Genomic DNA, 24103 nt, shown 5'->3' on the forward strand with positions numbered 1-24103 from the left:
GGACGCGATCTGCGGAAGCCGCAGGTCCGGGCGGTCCGAGCGCACCGCGAACGGTCAGTCGCGGCCCCGACGGGAGAAGAGGTGATGACCTAGGTCACACCAGCCGGCCGGCAGTCGGCGGCCGGCGTCTGCGTCCGCATCGACACGTCGGCTGATCGGTAGCGCGAGCGCCGGCGGGTGCGGCCTGGTGGCGCTCAGGCCGGATCACGACGTCGGCGCGCCGCCGTGGTGGTCGAGCACCTTGCCGAGCAACGCGACCAGGGCCTGCCGTTCGGCGGCCGACAGTGGGGCGAGCAGCTCGTCCTGCACGTCGTCGAGCGCGCGGTCCAGCCGCCGCAGCTGTCGCACGCCCGCCTCGGTGCTGCTGACGATGTTGCGTCGGCGGTCCGCCGGGTCGACGCTGCGCTCGACGAAGCCCGCCCCCTCCAGCTCGGTCACGGCCGCGACGACGTCGCTGCGGTCCATGCGGCAGCGCCGCCCCAGCTCCGCCTGGCTCGCGGGACCGAACTCCCGTAACGCCGCGAGCACCCGATAGTGGTAGCCCCGTGCGCCTGCGGTGGCGAACCCCTGGGCGACGAGCCGCCGCGCGTGCACCGCGGTCTGCGTGATCAGCCAGCTCGCCTTCGTGGCGAGACGATCCGGTGTCGGTTCCACGGGTGACCACGCTAACAGGCCGTTGGCCGCACCAACGATCTGCCATATCGTTGGCGCCACCAACGATATGGAGGATGAGATGTCACCCGTGACCGACCGCACCGAGATCGCCGAACTCGTCGCCCGGCTCGCCCAGGCACTGGACGAGCGGCGCTTCGAGGACCTGCGGGGCGTCTATGCCCCGGACGCCGAGACCAGCAGCCCGCGCGGGGCCCTGCACGGCATCGACGACATCGTCGACGTCCTACGGCGGACCAGCCCCGAGGAGGAGTCGACCCAGCACCTCAACACCGACGTGGTGGTGGATCTCGACGGCGACCACGCCGAGGTCGGCACCCATCAGCTCGTGTACTTCTTCCGCCGGGGCGAGGCGCCGCACCGGGTCGCCGGTGTCCAGGCCCGCTACACCGCCACGCGTACGCCGACCGGCTGGCGCTTCGCGCGGGCCCGGATCTCCCCACTCTGGCAGCACGTCTCGTAGCCGCCACGAACGGAGCCACCTCGCCGCCGGCGGCGAGGTGGCCGGCGGCCCGGCGGCCGTCGAATACTCGGCTGCGCACGACGCGGCCCGCCCCTAGGCTCCCGAGCTACGCGCCGGCGAGGCGTGCTGTCGACAGCGGTCACACCGCCGATCGGAGATGCGCAGGAGATGACGAGTCAACTGTTCGCGCTCAGCTTCGACGCGAACCAACCCCTGCGGCTCGCCCGGTTCTGGTCCGGGGTCCTGGGCTGGGACGTGGCCGACGACCCACACGACGGTGTCGCGCTGCTGCCCGGTGACGACACCGGGTTCCGGATCCGTTTCCTTCCGACCGGGAGACCGAAGGTCGGCCCGAACCCGATGCACTTCGACCTGACGAGCACATCCCTCGAAGACCAGCGGCAGACGGTGGCCCGGGCGCTGGAACTCGGCGCGGAGCACATCGACGTCGGCCAACGGCCCGAAGAGGGTCACATCGTGCTCGCCGATCCCGACGGCAACGAGTTCTGCGTCATCGCGCCGGGCAACAACTTCCTCGCCGACTGCGGATTCGTCGGGGCGCTGGCCTGCGACGGCTCGCAGGAGGTCGGCTACTTCTGGAGCGAGGCGCTGGGGTGGCCGCTGGTCTGGGACCAGGACCAGGAGACCGCGATCCGTTCACCGCTCGGCGGCCCGAAGATCACGTGGGGTGGTCCACCCCTGAATCCGAAGACAGGCAAGCAACGACTGCACTTCGACCTCGCTCCGCCTGCGGACGGCGACCAGCAGACGGAGGTCGACCGGCTACTCTCCCTCGGGGCCACCCGGATCGACATCGGCCAGGGCGAGGTCAGCTGGGTGGTCATGGCCGACCCCGACGGCAACGAGTTCTGCGTGCTGACGCCCCGGTAGCCACCCCGGGGCGCCCGTCGCCGGGTCGGCTGCACGGACGGCCGGGGACCGGCATGGTCAGCGACTTTCGGCTGCCACGGTGCGCCGGGACGGCAGCGGTCGGCGGCCGTCCCGGCGGAACTACCGGTTCAGCAGGTGGTGTTGCGGGCCGGGACCCAGCCGTCCACGGACGGGTTCTCAGCGCCGTGACCGTAGATCCAGGCGTCGTCGTCGACCGCCGAGACCTGACCGTGCCAGCGGAACCCGCGGCCGGCAGTCAGGGTGAGCAGCACGTGGCTGTGCGGCGCGGCGCGCAGCCAGGTGTTCTCCCGGAGGTTGCAGACGATGCCCCACGCGTCGCTCGCCGAGGCCGGCGCGGCCACCACAGCCGTACCGGAGAAGACGACGGTCGCGACCGTCAGGATGTGCAGAAGGCGGCGTTTCACTCGCGTCCCTTCGACTGTGGATGATGACGGCCTCCGATTGTGGTCGATGGGTACGCCGCCGACGCCACGGGGGGCAGCATCACGTCGGCGCACCGCTCGGCAGCCGCCGCTCAGTGGAAGGAGTCGTAGAAGTCGTTCAGCACGTCGTGCACGTTGTCCCGGTCGAACTTCTCGATGCCCAGGATCAGGGCCAGCAGTTGCGCCGTGTCCTTGGGGATCTGGCACTTCGCCTCGGCGACGAGTTCGTCGAGCATCCAGTGCAGGAGCTGGGCGACGGGCGTCCGGGCGGCGAGGTCGGAGTTGATGGTGAACCGGATGGTGCCGTCCGCGTTGATGACCGTCGAGTGGTTCAGCATCTTCGGCTCGACCCGCACCACCAGCCGCCCCTCCGCCCGCATCAGCGCCAACATGGCCGCGTGCAGCGCCTCCATGTACGCCCCGATCAACGGCGCGTACGCCCGGTCCTGCGGCAGGTCGGTGAGCACGAGAGCGACCGGCTTGGGCAGGTCGGTCCTGGTGAAGTCGAGGCGGGTGAAGTCGTAGGTGCGCACCCACGCGCGGGTGATGCGGGACGCGAGCACGGTGTGCAGCGAGTCCAGCCGGGGCGCGGCGCGTCCCCGCATGGCGGCCACCTGCGCGTCGGTGGGGAACGGGCCACCCTGGCCCAACACCTCGCAGACGGTCTGCTCGAAGTTGGCGGCGTTCTGCAGGGCGATCTGGCCCTGCAGGTAGTAGGCGGCGTTGCGGTGGCGGTAGACGATGTCGACCGTCGGATTGTCCGCCAGGATGTGCGTGCCCTCGTGAGCGAGCGTGGCGGCGAGCTCCCACAGGTGCATCGTGCCGTCGAGCGCGGAGCGCCCCACGTTGATGATGGCGGTGTCACCCTGACCGCTGGCCAGTGCGCCCATCCCGTCGGGCAACGACAGGTTGCACACGAATCCCGACCGGCGGCCGTCGGTGCGCTCGAGCACTGCCCGCAGGGCCGTGACCGTCTGCGCGAAACGCGCCTTGGCCACCGACGAGGTGGACCCGAACAGACGCGCGAACGCGGTGTTGACGGCGACGTGCGTGGGGCTCTTGTCGTCGTTCATGACGTCGACGATCCTGGTCTTCAGTTCGTCCACAGCGGCGACGAGATACGGGTTGCCGACGGCGGAGGGCACGACCCCGTCGAGCGAGTCCTGCACCTCCTTGAACAGCGTGGCCGCCTGGTGCATCGTCGCGCCGCGTTCCGAGATCTGTTGCAGCCAGGTCCCGACGGCCAGGGCGGCGACCTTGTCGAGCCGGGCGGTCAACTGCTCGCGGCGCAGCCCTGCCGGCAGTGCCCCGACGACGGGGCGCAGCCGCTGCAGTTCGCACGCCATCAGCACCCGGTAGGTCTGGAACACCTCGCGCCGGCCGAGATCGAGTGCCTTCCTGGTCGCTTCGTCGGGAAACGGGAACATGTGGAGGGCTCCTTCGCTCGCCGGCCCGGCCCGGTCGGCCGAACGCCCGCAGAGAGGTAGCACCCGAAGGGCCGTGGCAGTCAGTAGCGCGTCGGTCATCGGACAGTGAGTGATCCGTCGCCCGCGCTCCCGGCCGGCATGTCGCCACCGGGGTGCCGATCGGGCCGGCGAGCCCTCGCCGGAGACAAGCGTGCTTGACAATCCCGGAGGGTGTCAAGCACGCTTGTCACGACAAGGTCACTTGACATCAGGGGGTGTTCATGAAGAACGACCTCTGCGCGCTCCGGCTGGCCACCGGGCTGTCCCAGCGCGAGCTGGCCCAGGCGCTGGGCGTCTCGCGACAGACGATCAACTCGATCGAGAACGGCCGCTACGACCCCTCCCTGCCGTTGGCCATCGCCATCGCGCGCCACTTCCACCGCACCGTCGAGGAGATCTTCCATGTCGACTGATCGACACACGGACAAGCGCAGGGCCCTGGCTCTCGGCGTCGGCATGGCGATCGTGGCGCTGCTGATCGCCGTGGGCCTGCTGCTGCGCGAGCACGCTCCCGGAAACATGGGAGTGGGCTTCCTCCTGGGCGCGGCGGTCGGGCTGATCGGTGCCGCGGTGATGGCGTGGCGGCTCAGCAGGCGACCGGACCGTACGACGGCCTTCGAGCGGGCGTGGTCCCAGTCGGGCGACGAGCGGGACGACGCCGTCCTCACCCGCGCCCTGGCCGTGCTCGGGCTGCTCGCGCTGCCGCTCACCGGTGCGGCGGGGATCGCGATCGGGCTCGGCGCCGCGGTCGAGATGATGCTGGCGCTGCTGATCCTGACGGAGGTCCTGGTCGGGGCGACCGCCTTCGCGGTCATCAACCGACGCAGTTGAGCGCGCATCCGAGCGCTCTGCGGCTTTCGCCGGCTTGACGGCAAGTCACGCCATCTGACATCACCCGCCAGCGCCAGATGTATCTACTCGCATCGATCGGACTCCGTAAGGGTGTCCACCCGCCCACGCCACCACCTCGGGGCGAACGGCGATCCCCCATCATCGGGAGGAAATGTGTCTACCAGACTCGCAGGAAGAGCGCGCCGTTCGACGCTCGCCCTGCTCACCGGCGCGGCACTGGCGACGCTGTTGTCCGTCACCGCGGCCGGTGCCGCACCACTGGCCGGGCCGGCGGACGGCCCCGCCACCGCCGCCGCGGTCGACGTGTACATGAAGGACACCGCCGCCGACGTGGGCCTCGAACCGCACGCGTTGAACCCGCTCTGGCAGAGCCCGGACATCAAGGTCTGCCACACCGCCATCGAGTGCGCGACCAGCCAGAACCCGATCGTCGGCCAGCGCAACTACATCTTCATCAAGCTGCGTAACCCCGGCCCGTACGGCGACAGCGTCATGGAGGAGGGCACGATCTGGGTCTACCGGACCACGCCCGGCGGCGGGGCGGGCTGGCCGGGCGCGTGGACGCAGATCGGGGCGATGGCGGTGCCGGTCTACCCGGGCGTCACCACGGTCACCATCCCGTGGGACAACGTGCCCGGCCCGGGTCACTTCTGCCTGCTGGCCCGCTGGGTCTCCGCCAACGACCCGATGACCTTCGAGGGACCGGACATCGGCGTCAACACCCGCAACAACAACAACATCGCCTGGCGCAACGTGGACTCGGTGGCGGTGACCGCCGGCGGCCTGGCGCAGATCCGGCCGTTCGCCATCGGCAACACGCTGACCCGGCCGGCCCGCAGCAGCGTGGTCTTCAGCCAGACCGGGGCACCGTTCCAGGCCGCCGGTGGCCGGCTCGTCGCCGACCTCGGACCGACCCTGTTCGAGCGCTGGGCCAAGGGCGGCAAGGCCGGCAAGGGTGTCCGCGAGGTGGGCCGCAACCAGGTCGAGATCGTCGACATCGGCCAGGCCAGCCTGGACAACCTGGAGCTCAACCCCGGTGAGCGGCTCGCCTTCTCGCTGAGCTTCACGGCGGCCGTGCCGACCCGGGAACAGACCGCCGTCAACGTGACCCAGGTCGGCCCGGACACCACCGGCGCCGCACGGGCCGACCTCGGCGGCGTGCGGTACGACATCACGGTGGTCCAGCGGGCCAAGTAACGCCCTCGAGGGGCAGGGACGGAGGTCGCGGACGGGGCCCGCGACCTCCGTTCCACCCGTCCGGCCGGTGTCCCGGGCGGTCGCCGCCTCGCCCGGTCCCGCCCGGTGTCCGCTCAGCGCAGGGTGACCCAGGCGGTCGCCACCGCGTACCCGGCGGTGCGGGCGCAGAACTGGACCGGGCCGGCGGGCGGCACCCCCATCGAGAAGTAGCCGACCGCGTCCACCGGCACCTCCTCGTACGGGCCGACGGCGGTCCGGGCCGCCACCCGCCCGCCCCGGGCCGGTGAGAGCTGCCCGACGATGCCGGTCGGGGTCAGCTCGATCTCGACCACCACCGCACCGGTGCGGAACGTCAGCGTGCGGGCCGAGCCGGCGGAGCGGGTGGGACCGGCCGGTTCCGGGTCGCAGACCGAGTCGAAGGTCAGCTCGGCGAGGGCCAACTCGGCGTCGACGGTCCGCCAGCTGAACGCGGCGTGCGCTGCGGCCAGGAACTCCTCCGGCACCGGGCCGGAGTCCCGCAGGGCGGCCCTCAACTCGGCCAGCAGGGCGTCGTCAGCGGCTGGCGGCCACGGCTCCATCCCGGTCACCTCCGCTCCCCTCGTCACCCGGGCGCGCCCTGAGGAAAGGGGCGAGTGCCGGACAGTTCCGCAGCTTGTGCAGGCACCGGGCCTGACTCGGACCGACGCTACCCACCGGCATGCCCAACCGCGCGCCGATCTCGCGGTAGCTGACCGGCGGATCGGCCAGCAGCAGGGCCAGCAGGTCCCGGCAGCGCGGCGGCAACTGCGCGAACGCCTCCCGCAGCGCCTGCTGCCGCTCGGCGCGCAACAGGTCCTCGTCCGGGGTGACCGGGTCCACCAGCAGATGGGCGCCGACGTGCCGGTCGACCGAGTCGTCGTACGGGTCGAACGGCTGGGTCCGCCGGCCGAGGCGAAGCAGCCGGTAACACTCGCGTCGGGTGGTGGTGACCAGCCAGGCGGGCAGGGCGTTCGACTCCCGCAGCCGTCCCAGGTGCTCCACCGCACGAAGCCAGACGGTCTGGTTCACGTCCGCCGCGTCGACCTGGTCGAGCCCGTGGGACCGGATCACCGAGAGCACCAGCGGGGTGTAGCGGCGCACCAACTCGCCCCACGCCCGCTCGTCACCGCAGGAGGCGGCGGCGACCAGCCCGACGGTGCTGCGCTCGCTCACCGGTACGACGCCCGGCGCGCCGCTGCCGACGACCTCACGCGACGAGCACGCCGTAGTCGGGATGCCAGCGGGGACCGGCGACCAGCACGGCTCGGGCCGCCTCCGCGCCGAGCCCGGCGCTGGTCATCAGCGCGGCCAGCCGGCCGGCGACGTGGCCGGTGGCGAACGAGGTGCCGGTCCAGGCCGCGAAGCCGTCGAAGTACCGGATCGGCTGGCCCGGCAGTTGCAGTCGACCCCTGACGTAGGTGCTGGTCCGGTCCCCCAGGGCACAGGCGTCCACCCACGACCCGTAGCTGCTGTACGGCGCCGGGACCGGGCCGGTGGCGCCGGCACTCACCGCGCCCACCGCCAGGACCCGGTCCAGGGCGGCCGGCCAGGCCCGCCGGCTGGTGCCGGCGTTGCCCGCCGACGCCACCACCGCCCTGCCGGGCAGCCCGGCCAGGGCGTTGACCAGCGGCAGCGGAGGCTGATCGTCCTGGGTGAAGTAGCCCAACGAGAGGTTGACGACCGACACCTGCGGGCCGAGCCGACCGAGGGCGGCGACCAGCATCTCCTCGTCGCCGACGCCGGTCGCGTTCAGCGCGGCCTCGGGATCGAGACGTACGCCCGGCGCCGCCTGCCGGACCACTCCGGCGACGAAGGTGCCGTGGCCGCCCTGGAGTGCGAGCACGTCAGCGCCGACGTAGAGGGCGTCCTCGTCGTCGACCTCGGGAAGGTAGCTGCCGGCCAACCACTGCGGATGGCGGGAACCGGCCAGCCGCCAGATGCCGGTGTCGCAGATCCCCACCGTCACCCCCGCCCCCTCACCCGCACGCGCCGGATCCGGTGCGGGCAGGGCAGCGGCGGACCGCGGCGGACCGCCCGGGTTGCCCATGATGTTGCCGAAGCCGAGCAGGGCGTGGTGCGGCTGGACCAGGGGCGCCGGCTGCCCGGGCCACTGCTTCGGGTCGCGGAGCCTGGTCACCACCGACGGGATGTCGGTCTCGGTGGCGAAGAGGAGTCGGGCCACCCCGCCGAAGCCGACGCCCTCGGTGACCGGGTGGCCGTAGCTGCGCAGCCGACCCACGACCCGCTGCACGTCGGGGTGGGCCACGAGCAACTGCCGGGGCCGGTAGAGGAACTCCCGGCCCGTGACGGCGTGGCGGCGCAGGTCGGGGTCGGCGGCCAGGGCCTCCAGGAAGACCCGCTGGTAGGTCTCGTCGGGCGACTCGCCGGCGGCGGCCGGGGCGCCGCGCCCGACGAGACCGAGCGGCGCCGCCGCGGCGGCAAGGGTGGACCAGGCCATGACCTGCCGGCGGGACAGCCCGGCGGGCGGGCGCGACGCGAAGGAGTCGTCAGACGGCACCGGTCCTCCAGGCGGTCGAAGATGCGTGGTCGGCGGCGGGCCGGGCAGCTACGGAAGCGCTCTCCGAGGCACCGGACGATTATTTCAAAGGATAGTCGAGTGTCAATTGATCGTCGGTCAGGCGACTGATGTCCGATCCGCCTCGAGGCGATTGACCGGGGAGCGCGACTGCGAGATTCTTCTTGGCATGGCCGACAGCACCGATCCCGGTGCCGTCCAGGCCCAGGCCGCACTCGACGCCGTCCAGCGCTACCCCCGCGAGGCGATCGCGATCGCCCGGCAGGTCCTCGCCGCCGGGCAGCCCGACGCCGACGAGCGGTCCACCGCCGAACGCGCCATCGGGCTGGCCCTGCGGGAACTCAACGACCTGCCGGGCGCCCTGCGGCACCTGCGCCGGGCGGTGCGGGTCACCGACTCGCCCCGGGCACGGGCACTGGCCCGGATGAGCCTCGGGTACGTCCTGGCCAACGCCGGGCGCACCGGCGCGGCGCTCCGCGCGGTGACCCTGGCACTGCCCCGACTGACCGGTGCCGACGCCGGCCGGGCCCGGATGCAGCGGGGCGTCGTGCTGCACTACCGGGGACGGTTCGACGAGGCGGTCCGGGACTACGGCATCGCGGTGGAGATCGCCCAGCGCGAGGGCGACCTGCTACTGGAGGCACGGGCGCGCAACAACCGTGGGCTGCTCAACGCCCACCGGGGCACCAGCCGGGACACCGACGACGACCTGTTCCGCTCCGCGGCCATCTTCAGCCGGCTCGGGCTCGACCTGGCCGCCGCCGACACCCGCTGGAACATCGGCATCGCCGCCGGCCAGCGCGGCGACGTCGCGGGCGCGCTGCGCAGCTTCGCCACCGTCGGCGACGAGTACCGCCGATTGTCGGTGCCCCGGCCGGCGCTGCTGTTGGACCGCTTCGAACTGCTGCTCTCCGTACCGCTGGTCGACGAGGCGGTCGAGGTCGCTACGTCCGCCGTGACGGAGCTACGGCGGCGCGGCATGGCCTCGGATCTCGCCGAGGCGCTGCTGGCGCGGGCCCGGGCGGCGCTGCTCGCCGGTGACCTGGACACCGCCGCGACCGCCGCCGCCTCGGCCCGGGCCCGCTTCCGCCGCCAGGGACGCCGCATCTGGGCCGCCTTCGCCCGGCACGTCGAACTGCGCGCCGAGTTCGCCCGGGGCACCCGGTCGACGGCCCTGCTCACCGCCATGGTGCGCACCGCCGGGCAGCTCGACGCCACCGGCTGGCCCTCGCCGGCGCTGACCACCCGGATCGAGGCCGCCCGGCTGGCCGAGGCGATGGGCCGGCCCGCCCGGGCGGCCGAACTGCTGGCGGTGGCGGCCCGCGCGCACCGCCGGGGCACCGCGCCCCACCGGGCCCAGGGCTGGTACGCGCTCGCGCTGCGGCGCCGGCTCGACGGTGACCTGCGCGGGGCAGCCCGGGCCCTGCGCCGGGGGCTGGGGGTGCTCGACGGCCACCGGGCCTCCCTGGGCGCCACCGAGCTGCGCGCGCACAGCGGGGCGTACGGGCACGAACTCGCCGCCGAGGGACTGGACATCGCCGTGCGCACCGGCACGCCCGCCCAGGTGTTGGCCTGGGCGGAACGCTGGCGGGCCAACGCCCTGCGGATGCGCGCGGTGCAGCCGCCGCAGGACCCCGAGCTGGCCGCCGCCCTGGCCGAGCTGCGGATGGTCAGCACCGCCCTGGAGGACGCGCTGCTCGCCGGGCACCCCGGGTACGCGCTGCGGCGCAGCCAGGGCCGACTCGAACAGCGCATCCGCGAACTGGCCCGGGGGGCGGACGGCGGGGCCCGGGGAGCGGACGGCGGCGACCTGGTGGCACCGCCCACGGTTGGCGCCCTCGCCGCCGCGCTCGGTGACGCCGTGCTGCTGGAGCTGGTGGCGCACGGGCCACGGCTGCGGGCGGTACTGGTCCGCGACGGTCGGACCAGCCTGCACGACCTCGGCCCGCTCGACGAGGCGCTGGGCCGGGCCCGCCTGCACCGGTTCGGCCTGCGCCGGCTGGTCACCACCGGCGACTCGGCCAGTGCCCGGGCCGGGGTCGAGTTCGCCACCACCGCGCTGGACCAGCAGCTCTTCGACCCGGTACGCCGGCTGCTGCGCGACCGGCCACTGGTGATCGTCCCGATCGCCGCGTTGCACGCCGTGCCCTGGTCGGGCCTGCCGACCTGCGCCGGCCGGCCGGTGACGGTGGCGCCCTCGGCGACGGTCTGGCTGCGCGCCGTCGGGCGGATCGTCCCGGCCGGCCCGCCGGTGCTGGTGGCCGGGCCCCGGCTGCCCGCCGCCGAGACCGAGGTACGTCAGCTCGGCGCGGCCCTGCCCGGCTCCCGCCCCCTCACCGGCTGCGCCGCCACCGCCGACGCGGTCACCGACGCGCTGAACGGGGCCGGGCTGGCGCACATCGCCGCGCACGGCGCCTTCCGCGCCGACAACCCGCTCTTCTCCACCCTCGAACTGGCCGACGGGCCGTTGACCGCGTACGAGTTGGAGCGGCTGACCCGCCCACCGGGCTGCGTGGTGCTCTCCGCGTGCGACTCCGGCCTCTCCGGCGTCCGGCCGGGCGACGAGGTGATGGGCTTCACCGCCGTGCTGCTGGCCCTGGGCACCCGCAGCCTGATCGCCACCGTGTTGCCGGTCCCGGCCGACCTGACCACCGCGCTGATGCTGGACCTGCACCGGCGGATGCATGCCGGTGCTCCGCCGGCGGTGGCGCTCGCCGAGGCCCAGCGCGCGTTCGACACCGCCGGTGGTGGTGGCGCCCATGCCACCGCCGCCGCGTTCGTCTGCTTCGGCGCCGGCTGAGAGGAGCCCAAGCCGGTGGGGAGCCGCCTGGTGTCGAGCGACCGGCAGGAGAACGGCGACGTGGGCGACGATCAGTGGACTCGTCCACCTCGGATACACAACGGCACAGCCAGCACTATCGCCGCCCACTCGCACTGGGCGAGTTCGGCGACCTGCCGCCACCCGGTCGACTCGGGTTCGTGGCGACGTAGGTCGCGATGATCGCGCCCGTGCTGGTCACCTGGCTGTCGGCCAGCCGCAGCGGACGGTGTGCGCCGTCGGCGCCGAACAGGCGCTTGCCGCCGCCGCCCACCACCAGCGGATCGATCATCACCCGGAGTTCGTCGACCAGGCCGAGGTCCAGCAGGGTCTGGAAGAGACCGGGACTGCCGATCAGATGCAGGTCCTTCCCCGTCTCGGCCTTCAGCGCGCGCACGGCCGCCTCGATGTCGTCTGGCAGCAGTGTCGAGTTCGACCAGCCGAGCGGCTCGTCGAGAGTCGTCGAGGCGACGTACTTCGGTAGCGCGTTCAGGGGCCCGGCGAGCACCTGCTGCTCCTCCGGCGCGTTCGGCCAGTGGGCCGCGAAGATCTCGTACGTGCCCCGTCCCAACAGGTAGCCGCCCGCGCCGCGTACGTTCTCGATCACCCAGCCCATCGACAGGTCGTCGAAGTAGTGGGCATGCCAGCCGCCGTGCTGGAAGCCACCGGTCAGATCCTCGTCGGGATAGCTGGGAGCCTGCACCACCCCGTCCAGCGTCATCCACTCGTTCGCGATCACTTTCCGCATCCCGGCTCCTACCGATCGTTGGTTCCGCCGCTCCGCCCGCACGGCGGAACAGCCCCGTCACCCTCGAGGACGGAGCCGGGCGCCCGTCTTCGACATGACCCGCGAGCGGCCGGGCGGCCCCTACCGCCGGCCGGTGAAGTCCTCGACGTGGTCGCGAGCCCACTGCGCGAACGTCAGTGCGGGCCGGCCCAGCAGATGCCGGACGGTGTCGGTGACCGGCTCGGGGTGCGTGATCATCGCCGCGTGGCCGGCGATGATCGCGGCGGCTACGCCCGCCGGCATCGTGGGGAAGAGCTCGGCGGCGGCCTGTGCGGAGTCCATCTCCTCGTAACGCAGTGTCCGGCCGAGCGCGGCACCGATCGCCGCGAGCTGATCGACCTGCGTCAGTTGCTCGGGGCCGGTCAGGTGGTGGGCCGCGCGCTGGTGCCGATCGTCCGTCAGCAGCCGCGCCGCCACCGCCCCGAGGTCCGCCTCGTGCACCAGGGCCCGTCTGGCCTGGGGAACGAACCACCGCAGTACGTCCGACTGCTGGATCTGCGGCGCCCACGCCAGGGTGTTCGCGGCGAAGCCGCTGGAGCGCAGGAAGGCGTACTCGGCGGCCGATCCTGCGAGCAGGCCCTCCAGATGGGCGTGGGAGCCCAGGATGGTCCCGTCCGGCCCAGCGGCACCGTCGGGGTCGTCCGGCACGCCGTGAGTGGACAGATAGACGATGCGCCCGACCCGCTCGGCCAGCGTCGCCACCAACCGACCTGCCGCATGGTCGGCCGTGACCGACGGGAAGACGAGGAACAGCGCATCCACACCGTCCAGCGCGGCGCTCAGGCCGTCGGGCACGGTGAGATCACCGCCGACCACCTCCACCTGCGGCCCCAGGGCCGCCGATGCCCTCGCCGGATCGCGGGACAACACGCGCACCCGCACGCCCTCGGCCTCGACGAGCCGGGCGACGACCTGCCCGCCCACTCGCCCGGTCCCCCCGGTCACCAGTACCGTCCGCTTCACGCTCATACCAACCACGCCCTGATCCGCTCGATCGAACCTGCCGTGTCGACGGTAGAAGTTGAAGTGGACTTGAGGGCAAGTGCCGGAGGACCGGCACCACGGTCGGCTGGGGCTCCGGCAGTCCCGACGACCATCCAGGGCGGACACCGCAGAGCCCGGGCGGGCGGAAGGTGCATACGGCGTCGGCGGCCCGGCGTGGGTGGTTCCCCGCGCCGGGCCGTCGGACGGGTCAGCTCGCGGTGCAGGTGGGCGTGCCGGTCGGGCCGGTCCCGGTGCCCTGGAAGCCGAACTCGGTGGTGGCTCCGGCGGAGAGTCGGGCGTTGTAGTCGACGTTGCGGAACGTCACGGCGCCGCTGGTCCCGGTGGCGCGCGCGCTCCACGTGTTGGTGATCGTCGCGCCGCCCGGCAGGGTGAGGGCGACCGCCCAGCCGTTGATCGCCGCGGTGCCTGCGGTGACGCGTACCGTGGCGACGAAGCCGCCGTTCCACGAGTTCAGCGACACCGTCGCGGCGCAGTCGCCGGACGGCGGCGGGGTGGTGGGCGGCACGGTGGTCGGGGGCGCCGTGGTGGGCGGCGGAGTGGTGCCGCCGTTGAGGGCGTCGAGGGTGGCGGTGTACGCGGGCTTCTTGTTGCCGCTGCCGTCGAAGAGCAGCGGGGTGCCGCTGGCCCGCCAGGAGTCCGTGTCCCGGATGCCCCACACGGTGATGCCGGTGCAGCGGGTCACGGCGAGGCAGGCACGCACCACCCGGCCGTAGTTGTCAGCCTGCGCCTGGCCCGAGCCCTCGATGTCCAACTCGGTGATCTGCACGTCCACGCCGAGGTTGGCGAAGCGCTGCAGGTTGGCCTGGTAGTCGGCGGGCACCGGGGAGGCGCTGTTGAAGTGCGACTGGAAGCCGACGCAGTCGATCGGCACGCCCCGGGCCTTGAAGTCCTGCACCATGGCGTACACCGCGTTGCTCTTGGCGTTCTGCCCGTCGGTGTTGTAGTCGTTGTAGCACAGCTTCGCGGTCGGGTCGGCGGCGCGCGCGGCGCGGAACGCCACCTCGATCCAGTCGTTACCGGTGCGTTGCAGGTTCGAGTCGCGGCGGGCCCCGCTGCCGCCGTCGGCGAACGCCTCGTTCACCACGTCCCAGGAGTGGATCTTGCCACGGTAGTAGGTCGCCACCTGGGTGACGTGGTTGACCATCGCCTGGCGCAGCGCGCTGCCGTTGAGGTTCTGCGCCCACCCCGGCTGCTGGGAGTGCCAGGCCAGGGCGTGGCCGCGCACCTGCATCCCGTTGGCGCGGGCGTGGTTGACGATCCGGTCGGCGTTGGCGAAGGTGAACTGGCCCTGGGACGGCTCGGTGGCGTCCCACTTCATCTCGTTCTCCGGGGTGACCGAGGTGAACTCCCGGTTGAGGATCCCGACGTACGTGGCGTCGGAGAGCTTGTTGGCGGCGACCGCGGCGCCGAAGTAGCGCCCCTTCTCGGCGGCGGACGCCCCCAGGGTCGTGCCGGCGCTGGCGCCGGACGCCACCGCGACCGTCGTGGCGGCGACGGCGAGACCGACCACGACCGACGCCAGCGCGACGCGTGGCCGCCGGCGGGTCACCGGGCGCCCGCTGGCACGGGCGAGCATGTTGTCCATGGCAGAGCCTTTCGATGAGCCGAATGGATGAGAAGGCCGCCTCGGCAACCGCCCGCCACGGCGTGGGGCAGGTGGAGTGGTCGCCCGGAGACCACGCCGCCGTCAGCATCCTCGACACCGTGAGTTGATCGAAGCCCTTCCATCGGACCGTATCGGAACATCTCCGGAACCTCAACGCCCGGTTATCGGATTCTTCCGACGGGTGTGCGCCGCATCGCCGCCTCGGGCAGGGTCACACCCTGCCCGCGAGCCGGACCGACGCCTACCGGAGCACCGGAAGTTTCGGAGGTCAGGATCCGCGACGCAGGACGTCGACCAGAGCGGCCGGGTCGATGGTGGACGGCCGGTCGCTGACCTGCCCGTCACCGAGTTCGACGATCCGCCAGACGCCGTCGGCGCGCAGGGCCAGGTCCACGGTCACGAACGGCAGCCCCAGCGCCGCCACCGAACCGCTCACCGGGCCCGCGTCGAACGCCTCCGGCGGCGTGTCGTGCGGACTGTCGGGATGGGCGCCGACGAGGACGCAGACGCCGTCGACCCACCACGTGCGGACCTCGGCGGTGGTGAACCGCTCGAACCGGCGCAGCACCAGGCCGCCGACGAGGTCGTCGCCGCGCAGGTTGCGGAAGCGGCTGGCGACCCGCCAGGCGGCATCACCGTCGTCGAGATCCGGGATGAACGCCGCCTCGTGCCAGTGGTGCTTCATCGACTTGGTGAAGTCGCGCAGCACCGCCGCCCCGCCCCCGAGCGCACGCCTCGCCCGGTCGAATTCGGCACGCTCGGTGCCGACCGTCCACGCCGAGCGTGGCGTCAGCTCGATCAGGTCCGGGTACCAGCCCGGCAGCTCGTGGGCGCGCCGGTACTGTTCGGCGCTCGTACGCAGGCTGACGCCCCGTCGGGCCAACGCGTCCGCGAAGGCGGCGTACTGCTCGCCGCGCAGCATCCAACCGCGGTAGACCGCGACGCCCTCGGCCCTCACCCGCGACACCGCCCGCGACACGTCGTCACCACGGGTCAACGCGTCGTGGTCGACAACAGCAACCTCGACGCCGGCCTCCCGGGCGGCGCGTGCCTCCGGTGCGAAGTGGGCGTCAGGGTGGCGCGGTCGTAGCGGGTCCGAGGCGACGATCAGGAGCACGGGTGCATGCTGCCCCATCGGCGCTGCCGACGCGAGCGCCGCCGGGCCGGCGCGGGACCGGCCGGCGGCACTCCGCCCGTCCCGAGGAAGTCGGTGCCCGCTCCTATGCTGAGCCGATGGACCTGGAGTTCGGTGGTGAGCTGTGGTTCTGGCGGGGCCCTGCGCCGTGGCACTTCGTCACCGTCCCCGAGGACGGCTGCCAGGAGTTGGCCGCGCGATCCGCGGGCGTGAGCTACGGCTGGGGCATGATCCCGGTCGCGGCCCGAATCGGGAAGACCGGCTGGAGCACGTCGCTGTTTCCCAAGGACGGGCGCTACATCGTGCCGGTGAAGGCGGCCGTGCGACGGGCCGAGGGGCTGGCGGTGGGAGACACGGTGACGGTCCGACTGGTCGTCGACGGGTGACCGGCCCACACCACACGCAGCAGCGCGACCGCGGCCGACGACACCCCTGACACGACACACCGGGCTGCGGCCGGCGCGGCTACAGCGTGGGTGGGTCCGGCAGGATCCGGAAGGCGACGTCGGCGGACTCGATCCGGGCAAGGTCCTCGGCGGTGATGCCGTGGCCGGTGAACCGCTGCACCGCGACCAGGCCCATCAGCTCCTTGCCACGGTGATGGTCGGCGAAGTCGAGGCCCGCGAGCGCCTCCGCCGTCCCCCGTACCGGAAGGCACATTCCTACCATCGACGGCCGACACCGACATCGATCGAGCCGCGAGGGGCACGCCACCGGCGTCGTGCGGTGCGCGGCCCGGCGCGGTCGCTCCACGAGAACCCGCCCTGATCGCGGCGGCGCAGCAGTAGCGCCGGGCGGATCGACAGGGTAGAAACATGCCAACCCTTCTTTCACGGCGTGATAGAAGTCGCGATGGCGAGAGAGCGCTCTCACAAAGGCGTCGTCCCCCGCCGCCGCCCCCACGAGGCAGGTCGACGACGACCGCGGTCCGGCCACCGGCGCGCCCACCCGGGCCGCGCCGGAACACCTCCCCCACCACGTCGCCGAGCCCGGCACCCGCCCCGGCCGGCGGAGAGGACGAACGATGAGAATGCAGTCCCCCGACCCGCGACGGCGGCTCCGCCGGACGCTCGCCCTCGGCCTGGTGCTGACGGCCGTCGCCAGCACCACCGGCACGGCCGCCGCCGCCGGACCGGCCCGGCACGGCGCCCCGGACTTCGGGCCCAACGTGACGATCTTCGACCCCGACACACCGGTCGCCGAGATCCAGGCGACCCTCGACGGGGCGCACGCCCGGCAGGTCGACGCCGAGATGGGCACCGCGCGGCACGCGTACCTCTTCAAGCCCGGCAGCTACGGTACGGACACGCAGCCCCTGCACGTGAAGGTCGGCTACTACACCGAGGTCTCCGGCCTGGGCGCCTCCCCCACCGACGTCACCGTCAACGGCAAGATCGAGACCTACAACCGCTGCCTCGAAGGCGGCGGGACCGGCAACTGCATCGCCCTGGTCAACTTCTGGCGCACCCTGTCCAACCTGTCGCTGTCCGTCAACGCCACAGGCCAGGACGGCTGCCGCTCCTCGGCGAACTTCTGGGCGGTCTCCCAGGCGGTGTCCATGCGCCGTCTCGACATCAGCGGCGGCGGCCTGTCCCTGATGGACTACTGCACCGCCGGCCCGCAGTACGCCAGCGGCGGCTTCATCGCCGACTCCCGGCTGCCCGCCACCACCAACGGCTCCCAGCAGCAGTGGCTCACCCGCAACAGCGAGGTCGAGAGCTGGTCCAACGCGGTGTGGAACCAGGTCTTCGCGGGCACCGTGGGCGCCCCCGACGACGCCGACTTTCCCGACCCGCCGTACACCACGCTGGACACCACGCCCCTGAGCAGGGAGAAGCCGTACCTGTTCGTCGACGACCGGGGCCGCTACCAGGTCCGCGTCCCCGCCGTCCGGCGTGACAGCCGGGGCATCTCCTGGGGCGACGGCATGACGCCGGGGCGCACCATCGGCATCCGGGACTTCTTCATCGCCAAGCCGTCCGATCCGGTGCACGTCATCAACGCCCAGCTCGCCCGCGGCAAGCACCTGCTGCTCACCCCCGGCGTGTACGACATCGCCCGCAGCATCGAGGTCCGACGGCCCGACACCGTGGTGCTCGGCATCGGTCACGCCACGCTCACCGCCGTGAACGGCGCCGTACCGCTGGACGTCGCCGGCGTGCCCGGCGTCGTCGTCGCCGGGGTGACCATCGACGCCGGCCCGACCGAGTCGCCGGTGCTGCTGCGGGTGGGGCGCGAGCACGGCCGCAACGCCAGCACCCCGCGCAACCCGATCACGCTCTCCGACGTATACTTCCGCGTCGGCGGGCCGCACATCGGCAGGACGCACACCGCGCTGGAGGTCAACGCCGACCACGTCCTGATCGACCACACCTGGGTGTGGCGCGGGGACCACGGCGTCGAGGGCTTCACCGAGGGCGTCAACGGCGACACCGACCGCTGGCGGACCAACACCGGTCGCTACGGCGCCGTCATCAACGGCGACCACGTGACGGCCACCGGCCTGTTCGTCGAGCACTTCCAGCGGTACAACACGGTCTGGAACGGTGAGCACGGCACGACGGTCCTCTACCAGAACGAGCTGCCGTACGACCCGCCGACGCAGGCCGACTGGATGAACGGCAAGACCAGGGGTTGGGCCGGCTACAAGGTCGGCGACCGGGTGCGGCACCACACGCTGCACGGCGGCGGGGTCTACGTGTTCAACCAGAACAACCCGTCGATCCGCACGGAGAACGGCTTCGAGGTCCCCGCCGCCCCGGGCGTCAGGCTGCACCACGTCATGACCGTGAACCTGAGCGCCGGCACGATCGACCACGTGGTCAACGGCGTGGGCGCGGCGGCCGACACGACGCGGGTCGGCGAGCCCGTCTACGTCACGCGGTATCCCGCCGCGTAACCCCTGCGGGAGTCCGGGTCGGACGGGGCGCGCACCCCGCCCCGTCCGACCCGGTCGTCAGCCGGCGCAGTTGTTGTTGCGCGCGGGCTGGGTCAGCTTCTCCTGGCTGCCGAACTTCGCGTAGACCCGCAGGTAACACGGCAGCTCGACGTCGCCGTAGTAGCTCTGTACCTCGTTGGCGTAGTGCGTGGTGCCGCTCTGCGCGACCTGCCAGCCGCCGGCGTCCCCCGACTGGATCTCCCAGTAGACGTCGCCGGAGCAGCCCTGCAGGCCCTGCGACCAGGCGATGATGTTGGCCCCGTTGTAGATCTCGGACTGCACGAGCGTGCAGCTCGCCGCCTGCGCCGGGCTCGCGCCGGCGAGCAGGCCCACGGTCAGCATCGCTCCGGCTCCGACCGCCGACATCAACTTACGCATGCTCGATCTCCTCCACGATGGACGGCAGGTGTCCACCGGAGGGTATCCCGTTCCGGAGATTAGCTCCACGGCCATCGTCGATATTGGCGAAAAGTTTTACCGGCCTCCTCCGGCAGGCGTCGGCCGCCCCGCTACGGCCTCGCCGGCACGCCACCCCCGCCCACCGTTTACATTAAACAAAGTTAATTGATAGCCTCCCGCCATCGACGAGGAGGAATGCCATGCGACTTCGACGTACGATGCCCGCCCTGCTGGCCGGCGCGGCGCTCACCGCCACCCTGGCGGCCATGCCCGCCGTGCACGGCCGCGCCGCCGCGAAGACCGCCCCCGACGTCGCCGCCGCGGCCTGCACCGCGCCGGCCTGGGCCGAGGGGACCACGTACGCCGCCGGCAGCCGGGTCAGCTATGCGGGGCGCTCCTACCAGGCGCTGGTGACGCACACGCCCCCGCCGGGCGCCGGCTGGAACCCCGCCGCGACGCCCTCACTCTGGACCGACCTCGGCGCCTGCGCCGGCGGCGGCACACCCTCCCCCACCCCGACCGCCACGTCGGGGCCCTCCCCCACCCCGACGCCGACGCCCACCGCGACGCCGACCCCGCCCGGCCCGGGCACCTGCGCCGGCAAGCCGAAGCCGGCCGGCAAGGTGCTCCAGGGCTACTGGGAGAACTGGGACGGCGCGGCCAACGGCGTCCACCCGCCGCTGGGCTGGATCCCGATCACCGACGCCCGGATCCCCGCGCACGGGTACAACGTGATCAACGCGGCGTTCCCCGTCATCCGCGCCGACGGCACCGTGCTCTGGGAGGACGGCATGGACGCCACCGTCAAGGTGCCCACTCCCGCCGAGATGTGCCGCGCCAAGGCGGCCGGCCTGACCATCCTCCTGTCGATCGGTGGCGCGACCGCCGGAATCGACCTCAGCTCGGCCGCCGTCGCCGACCGGTTCGTCGCGACCGTCGTACCGATCCTCCAGCGGTACAACTTCGACGGCATCGACATCGACATCGAGACCGGGCTCACCGGCAGCGGGAACATCTCCCAGCTCTCCCCGTCGCAGGCGAACCTGATCCGCATCATCGACGGGGTGCTGGCGCGGATGCCCGCCGGCTTCGGCCTCACCATGGCGCCGGAGACCGCGTACGTCACCGGCGGCAGCGTCACCTACGGCTCCATCTGGGGCGCGTACCTGCCGATCATCAAGCGGTACGCCGACAACGGCCGGCTCTGGTGGCTGAACATGCAGTACTACAACGGCAGCATGTACGGCTGCTCCGGCGACTCCTACCCGGCCGGGACCGTGCAGGGCTTCACCGCCCAGACCGACTGCCTCAACGCCGGGCTGGTCGTGCAGGGCACCACCATCCGGGTCCCGTACGACAAGCAGGTCCCCGGACTGCCGGCGCAGCCCGGCGCCGGGGGCGGCCACATGGCCCCGGCGACGGTGGCCCAGGCGTGGAACACCTACCGGGGTGGCCTGAAGGGCCTGATGACCTGGTCGCTGAACTGGGACGGGTCGAAGGGCTGGACCTTCGGCGACAACGTGCGGACCCTCCAGGGCCGCTGAGCCGCCGCGCACCCCGCGCGTCAACCGCCGGCCGCACCCCCGCGGCCGGCGGTCGGCGCCCCGGAACGCGCGGCGCCTCCGTCGCGTTCAGGGCCGGAACCGGTAGCCCATGCCGGGCTCGGTGATGAGGTGGCGCGGGCGGGCCGGGTCGTCCTCCAGCTTGCGGCGCAGCTGGGCCATGTACTGGCGCAGGTAGTTGGTCTCGTTCTGGTACTCGGGACCCCAGACGTCGTGCAGGAGCTGGCGCTGGCTGACGAGCTTGCCCGGGTGACGCAGCAGCTGTTCGAGCACCCCCCACTGGGTTGGGGTGAGCCGGACGTCGGCGCCGTCGTCCCGGGTGACCGTACGGGCGGCGAGGTCGACGGTGTGCCGGCCGACGCGCAGCGTGGCGGTGGTCGCGTCGGCGCTGACGTGCAGTCGCCGGGTCACGGCGCGGATCCGGGCGAGGAGTTCGTCGATGCCGAAGGGCTTGGTGACGTAGTCGTCGGCGCCGGCGTCCAGGGCCGCGACCTTGTCCTGGCTGCCGGCGCGGCCGGAGAGCACGATGATCGGGACGTGCGTCCAGCCCCGCAGGCCCCGGATGACCTCCACCCCGTCGATGTCGGGCAGGCCGAGGTCGAGCACCACCAGGTCGGGCGGGTCGCTGGCGGCTGCCTTGAGCGCGGCCGTGCCGGTCGCGACGGCCTGCACCTCGTAGCCCCGGACCCGCAGGTTGATCCGCAGGGCACGGACGATCTGCGGCTCGTCGTCGACGACCAGGATGCGGGTCATTCCTGCTGCCCCTCCGCGGCGCTCGAGGTGGCGGCGGGCAACCGCAGCACCATGGTGAGGCCGCCCCCGGGGGTGGTCTCGGGAGTGATGCTGCCACCCATCGCCTCGGCGAGGCCGCGGGAGAGGGCCAGGCCGAGGCCGACGCCGGTGGCGTTGTCCCGGTCGCCCAGGCGCTGGAACGGCAGGAAGACGTGCTCCCACTGGTCCTGCGGGATGCCGGGACCGACATCGATGACGCGCAGCTCCACCTGGCCGGCGTGGGCGCTGGCGGTGATGGCCGGGGGCCGCCCGGGCGGGCTGTGCCGCAGGGCGTTGGCGACGATGTTGACCAGCACCCGCTCCAGCAGCCCCGGGTCGGCGACGGCGGCGGGCAGGTCGGCGGGGATGTCGGTGCCGACGTCGGCGGCCTGCGGACCCAGCTCGTCCAGGGCCCTCGGCACCGCGTCCTCCAGCCCGATCGGCACGCGGGTCACGCCGAGGGCACCGGCCTGCAGGCGGCTCATGTCCAGCAGGTTCGCCACGAGCCGCCCGAGCCGGTCCAGGGACTCGTCGGCGGTGGCCAGCAGCTCGTCCCGGTCGTCCGCGTCGAACTCGATGTCGTGGCTGCGCAGGCTGCTCACCGCGGCCTTCGCCGAGGCCAGCGGCGTACGCAGGTCGTGGCTGACCGCGGCGAGCAGCGCCGTACGCATCCGGTCGGCCTCGGCGAGCGGCCGGGCGCTGGCCGCCTCCTCGGCGAGGCGTTCCTGCCGCAGCGCGACCGCTGCCTGCGCGGCGAACGCCTCCACGACGCGCCGGTCCGCCGCCTCCAGCCGCCGGCCGGAAAGCACCACGGTGAGCCCGTCGTCCACCGGCACGGCCGTCTCGCCCGCGCCCGGGTTGCCCGCCGGGTCCTCGCCGACGCTGGCCACGATCCGCCACGCCCCGTCCTCGCTGGCGTGCCCGGGCCGTCCCCCGGCGTCGGCGACGAGTTCGAGGACGCTGACCGCGCGCAGCCCGAACGTCTCGCGCAGCCGGTCCAGCAGCGCCGGCAGCGGCCGCTCGCCGCGCAGGACGCCACCGGCCACCGTGGCCAGCGTCTGCGCGTCGGCGGAGGCGCGCGCCGCCTCCCTGGTGCGCCGCGCCGCGACGTCGACGACCCCGCTGACGGCGACGGCGACGGCGACGAAGACGCCCAGGGCGAGCAGGTTGTCGGCCTCGGCGATGGTCAGCGTGCGGAACGGGGGCGTGAAGAACCAGTTGAGCAGCAGGGAACCGCCCAGCGCGGCGACCAGCGCCGGCCACAGCCCGCCGACGAGCGCGACCCCGACGACGCCGGTGAGGAAGAGCAGGATGTCGTTGGTGAGGCTGAGGTCCGGCAGGGCCCGCAGCAGCACCGTCAGCAGCGGCATGCCGAGCCCGGCAAGGCCGAGGCCGAGCAGCCGGCGCCGCCGCGACAGCGCGGCCGGCACGCCCGCGCCGCGCCGCCCCCGGCCCATCTCCGGGTGGGTGACCAGGTGCACGTCGATCGGCCCGGACAGCGCCGTGGTGGTCACCCCCACGCCACGGGAGAAGAGCTGCGCGAACCGGCCGCGCCGGCTCGCGCCGAGCACCAGCTGGGTGGCGTTCACGCCCCGGGCGAAGTCGAGCAGCGCCGCCGGGATGTCGGCGCCGAGCACCTGGTGGTACGTGCCGCCGAGGCTCTCCACCAGCACGCGCTGCCGGGCGAGCTGCGCCGGATCGGCGCCGGCCAGCCCGTCGCTGCGGGCGACGTGTACGGCCAGCAGGTCCGCGCCCTTGCTGCGGGCCGCGACCCGCGCGGCGCGGCGGATGAGCGGCGCACCCTCCGGTCCGCCCGTGAGCGCCACCACCACCCGCTCGCGGGCCTCCCAGGTCTCGGAGATGCCCTGCTGGGCGCGGTAGGCGCCGAGCTGCTCGTCGACCTTGTCGGCCAGCCACAGCAGGGCCAGCTCGCGCAGGGCCGTGAGGTTGCCGACGCGGAAGTAGTTGCCCAGGGCCGCGTCGATCCGGTCCGGCCGGTAGATGTTGCCGTGCGCCATCCGGCGGCGCAGCGCCTCCGGGGTCATGTCGACCAGCTCGACCTGTTCGGCGGCGCGGACCACCGCGTCGGGCACCGTCTCGCGCTGGGTGGTGCCGGTGATGCGCGCGACGACGTCGTTGACCGATTCGAGGTGCTGGACGTTGACGGTCGACAGGACGGTGATGCCGGCGTCGAGCAGCTCCCGCACGTCCTGCCAGCGCTTCTCGTGACGCGAGCCGGGCACGTTGGTGTGGGCCAGTTCGTCGACCACGGCGACCTCGGGCCGCCGGGCCAGCACCGCGTCGAGGTCCATCTCGGTGAACGCGGCGCCGCGGTAGGTCACCACCCGACGCGGCAGCACCTCCAGGTCGCCGACCATCGCGGCGGTCTGGGCGCGACCGTGGGTCTCGACCAGGCCGACCACCACGTCGGTGCCGCGCTCGGCGCGCCGCCGGGCCTCCTCCAGCATCGCGTACGTCTTGCCGACGCCGGGCGCGGCCCCGAGGTAGATGCGCAGTTCTCCCCTGGGCACGCAGCCATCCTCC

Annotated in this window: 23 protein-coding genes; 9 read left to right on the plus strand and 14 right to left on the minus strand. The window is 73.0% G+C overall.

The features are described from left to right. Positions 1–204: 204 nt before the first annotated feature. A complete protein-coding gene (locus ABZ573_RS19310) occupies positions 205–654 on the minus strand; it encodes a MarR family transcriptional regulator (protein ID WP_358119577.1) in 450 nt (149 codons plus the stop codon). 79 nt (positions 655–733) lie between these two features. Between ABZ573_RS19310 and ABZ573_RS19315 the strand changes: the two genes are divergently transcribed. Continuing rightward, complete coding sequence (locus ABZ573_RS19315; RefSeq protein ID WP_192581466.1) at positions 734–1135, plus strand: nuclear transport factor 2 family protein; 402 nt, start codon at positions 734–736, stop codon at positions 1133–1135. Between the two features lie 168 nt (positions 1136–1303). Continuing rightward, complete coding sequence (locus ABZ573_RS19320) at positions 1304–2026, plus strand: VOC family protein (protein ID WP_151455740.1); 723 nt, start codon at positions 1304–1306, stop codon at positions 2024–2026. Positions 2027–2154: 128 nt separating this feature from the next. Here ABZ573_RS19320 and ABZ573_RS19325 read toward each other — a convergent pair whose 3' ends face one another. Both ABZ573_RS19325 and ABZ573_RS19330 read right to left on the minus strand, forming a co-directional pair. Beyond that, positions 2155–2451, minus strand: a complete 297-nt coding sequence (locus tag ABZ573_RS19325; protein ID WP_151455739.1) for a hypothetical protein — start codon at positions 2449–2451, stop codon at positions 2155–2157. Between the two features lie 110 nt (positions 2452–2561). Beyond that, complete coding sequence (locus ABZ573_RS19330; RefSeq protein ID WP_358119582.1) at positions 2562–3896, minus strand: hypothetical protein; 1335 nt, start codon at positions 3894–3896, stop codon at positions 2562–2564. 260 nt (positions 3897–4156) lie between these two features. Between ABZ573_RS19330 and ABZ573_RS19335 the strand changes: the two genes are divergently transcribed. The 3 genes from ABZ573_RS19335 to ABZ573_RS19345 all read left to right on the plus strand — a co-directional run bounded on the left by ABZ573_RS19335 (position 4157) and on the right by ABZ573_RS19345 (position 5984). Next, positions 4157–4348: a helix-turn-helix transcriptional regulator gene (locus ABZ573_RS19335; protein ID WP_121399264.1), complete on the plus strand. Its 192-nt coding sequence runs from the start codon at positions 4157–4159 to the stop codon at positions 4346–4348. Continuing rightward, positions 4338–4766 (plus strand): hypothetical protein, encoded by a 429-nt coding sequence (locus ABZ573_RS19340; RefSeq protein ID WP_327028180.1) that lies wholly within the window; start codon positions 4338–4340, stop codon positions 4764–4766. The genes ABZ573_RS19335 and ABZ573_RS19340 overlap by 11 nt, the downstream gene beginning before the upstream one ends. Before the next feature lie 174 nt (positions 4767–4940). Next, on the plus strand, positions 4941–5984 hold the full coding sequence (locus ABZ573_RS19345; RefSeq protein ID WP_151455736.1) for a hypothetical protein: 1044 nt from the start codon (positions 4941–4943) through the stop codon (positions 5982–5984). Positions 5985–6097: 113 nt separating this feature from the next. Here the strand turns inward: ABZ573_RS19345 and ABZ573_RS19350 are convergent, their stop codons facing one another. The 3 genes from ABZ573_RS19350 to ABZ573_RS19360 are packed head-to-tail and all read right to left on the minus strand — an operon-like array spanning position 6098 to position 8520. Beyond that, the gene (locus tag ABZ573_RS19350; RefSeq protein WP_151455746.1) at positions 6098–6562 is read right to left on the minus strand and encodes a hypothetical protein; all 465 of its coding nucleotides are present in this window, start codon (positions 6560–6562) and stop codon (positions 6098–6100) included. Then, on the minus strand, positions 6537–7175 hold the full coding sequence (locus tag ABZ573_RS19355; protein ID WP_132237817.1) for a sigma-70 family RNA polymerase sigma factor: 639 nt from the start codon (positions 7173–7175) through the stop codon (positions 6537–6539). The genes ABZ573_RS19350 and ABZ573_RS19355 overlap by 26 nt, the downstream gene beginning before the upstream one ends. A gap of 34 nt (positions 7176–7209) precedes the next feature. Further along, positions 7210–8520, minus strand: a complete 1311-nt coding sequence (locus ABZ573_RS19360; protein WP_225852317.1) for a S8/S53 family peptidase — start codon at positions 8518–8520, stop codon at positions 7210–7212. A gap of 187 nt (positions 8521–8707) precedes the next feature. Here ABZ573_RS19360 and ABZ573_RS19365 point away from each other — a divergent pair, with 187 nt between their 5' ends. After that, the gene (locus ABZ573_RS19365; RefSeq protein WP_327028178.1) at positions 8708–11338 is read left to right on the plus strand and encodes a CHAT domain-containing tetratricopeptide repeat protein; all 2631 of its coding nucleotides are present in this window, start codon (positions 8708–8710) and stop codon (positions 11336–11338) included. Between the two features lie 115 nt (positions 11339–11453). Here ABZ573_RS19365 and ABZ573_RS19370 read toward each other — a convergent pair whose 3' ends face one another. From ABZ573_RS19370 to ABZ573_RS19385, 4 genes are all read right to left on the minus strand, one after another. Further along, positions 11454–12104, minus strand: a complete 651-nt coding sequence (locus ABZ573_RS19370; protein WP_151457690.1) for a dihydrofolate reductase family protein — start codon at positions 12102–12104, stop codon at positions 11454–11456. A 120-nt stretch (positions 12105–12224) separates the two neighbouring features. After that, positions 12225–13253 (minus strand): NAD(P)H-binding protein, encoded by a 1029-nt coding sequence (locus ABZ573_RS19375; RefSeq protein ID WP_327028177.1) that lies wholly within the window; start codon positions 13251–13253, stop codon positions 12225–12227. Positions 13254–13335: 82 nt separating this feature from the next. Beyond that, positions 13336–14733 carry an endo-1,4-beta-xylanase gene (locus ABZ573_RS19380; RefSeq protein ID WP_327028176.1) on the minus strand — a complete coding sequence of 466 codons (1398 nt, stop codon included), beginning with the start codon at positions 14731–14733 and terminating at the stop codon, positions 13336–13338. 289 nt (positions 14734–15022) lie between these two features. Continuing rightward, positions 15023–15871, minus strand: coding sequence for an ATP-grasp domain-containing protein (locus ABZ573_RS19385; protein WP_327028175.1), 849 nt, complete (start codon positions 15869–15871; stop codon positions 15023–15025). A 116-nt stretch (positions 15872–15987) separates the two neighbouring features. Between ABZ573_RS19385 and ABZ573_RS19390 the strand changes: the two genes are divergently transcribed. After that, positions 15988–16275 carry a DUF1905 domain-containing protein gene (locus ABZ573_RS19390; protein ID WP_151457058.1) on the plus strand — a complete coding sequence of 96 codons (288 nt, stop codon included), beginning with the start codon at positions 15988–15990 and terminating at the stop codon, positions 16273–16275. A 79-nt stretch (positions 16276–16354) separates the two neighbouring features. On the opposite strand, the gene ABZ573_RS19395 is transcribed toward ABZ573_RS19390, so the two are convergent. Beyond that, the gene (locus tag ABZ573_RS19395) at positions 16355–16549 is read right to left on the minus strand and encodes a hypothetical protein (RefSeq protein WP_327028174.1); all 195 of its coding nucleotides are present in this window, start codon (positions 16547–16549) and stop codon (positions 16355–16357) included. A gap of 370 nt (positions 16550–16919) precedes the next feature. Here ABZ573_RS19395 and ABZ573_RS19400 point away from each other — a divergent pair, with 370 nt between their 5' ends. Further along, positions 16920–18788, plus strand: a complete 1869-nt coding sequence (locus tag ABZ573_RS19400; RefSeq protein WP_327031216.1) for an adenylyl cyclase — start codon at positions 16920–16922, stop codon at positions 18786–18788. Positions 18789–18845: 57 nt separating this feature from the next. On the opposite strand, the gene ABZ573_RS19405 is transcribed toward ABZ573_RS19400, so the two are convergent. Continuing rightward, positions 18846–19205 carry a hypothetical protein gene (locus ABZ573_RS19405; protein ID WP_327028173.1) on the minus strand — a complete coding sequence of 120 codons (360 nt, stop codon included), beginning with the start codon at positions 19203–19205 and terminating at the stop codon, positions 18846–18848. A gap of 221 nt (positions 19206–19426) precedes the next feature. On the opposite strand from ABZ573_RS19405, the gene ABZ573_RS19410 reads away from it, so the two are divergent. Next, entirely contained in the window at positions 19427–20770 is a 1344-nt protein-coding gene (locus ABZ573_RS19410) for a glycosyl hydrolase family 18 protein (protein ID WP_327028172.1), read from the plus strand. An 87-nt stretch (positions 20771–20857) separates the two neighbouring features. On the opposite strand, the gene ABZ573_RS19415 is transcribed toward ABZ573_RS19410, so the two are convergent. Next, on the minus strand, positions 20858–21541 hold the full coding sequence (locus tag ABZ573_RS19415) for a response regulator (protein ID WP_151452738.1): 684 nt from the start codon (positions 21539–21541) through the stop codon (positions 20858–20860). After that, a complete protein-coding gene (locus ABZ573_RS19420; protein WP_327028171.1) occupies positions 21538–24090 on the minus strand; it encodes a DUF4118 domain-containing protein in 2553 nt (850 codons plus the stop codon). The genes ABZ573_RS19415 and ABZ573_RS19420 overlap by 4 nt, the downstream gene beginning before the upstream one ends. Positions 24091–24103 lie beyond the last annotated feature (13 nt).

The sequence above is a fragment of the Micromonospora sp. NPDC007220 genome, assembly GCF_040634035.1.
In the GTDB taxonomy this organism is placed as follows: domain Bacteria; phylum Actinomycetota; class Actinomycetes; order Mycobacteriales; family Micromonosporaceae; genus Micromonospora; species Micromonospora reichwaldensis.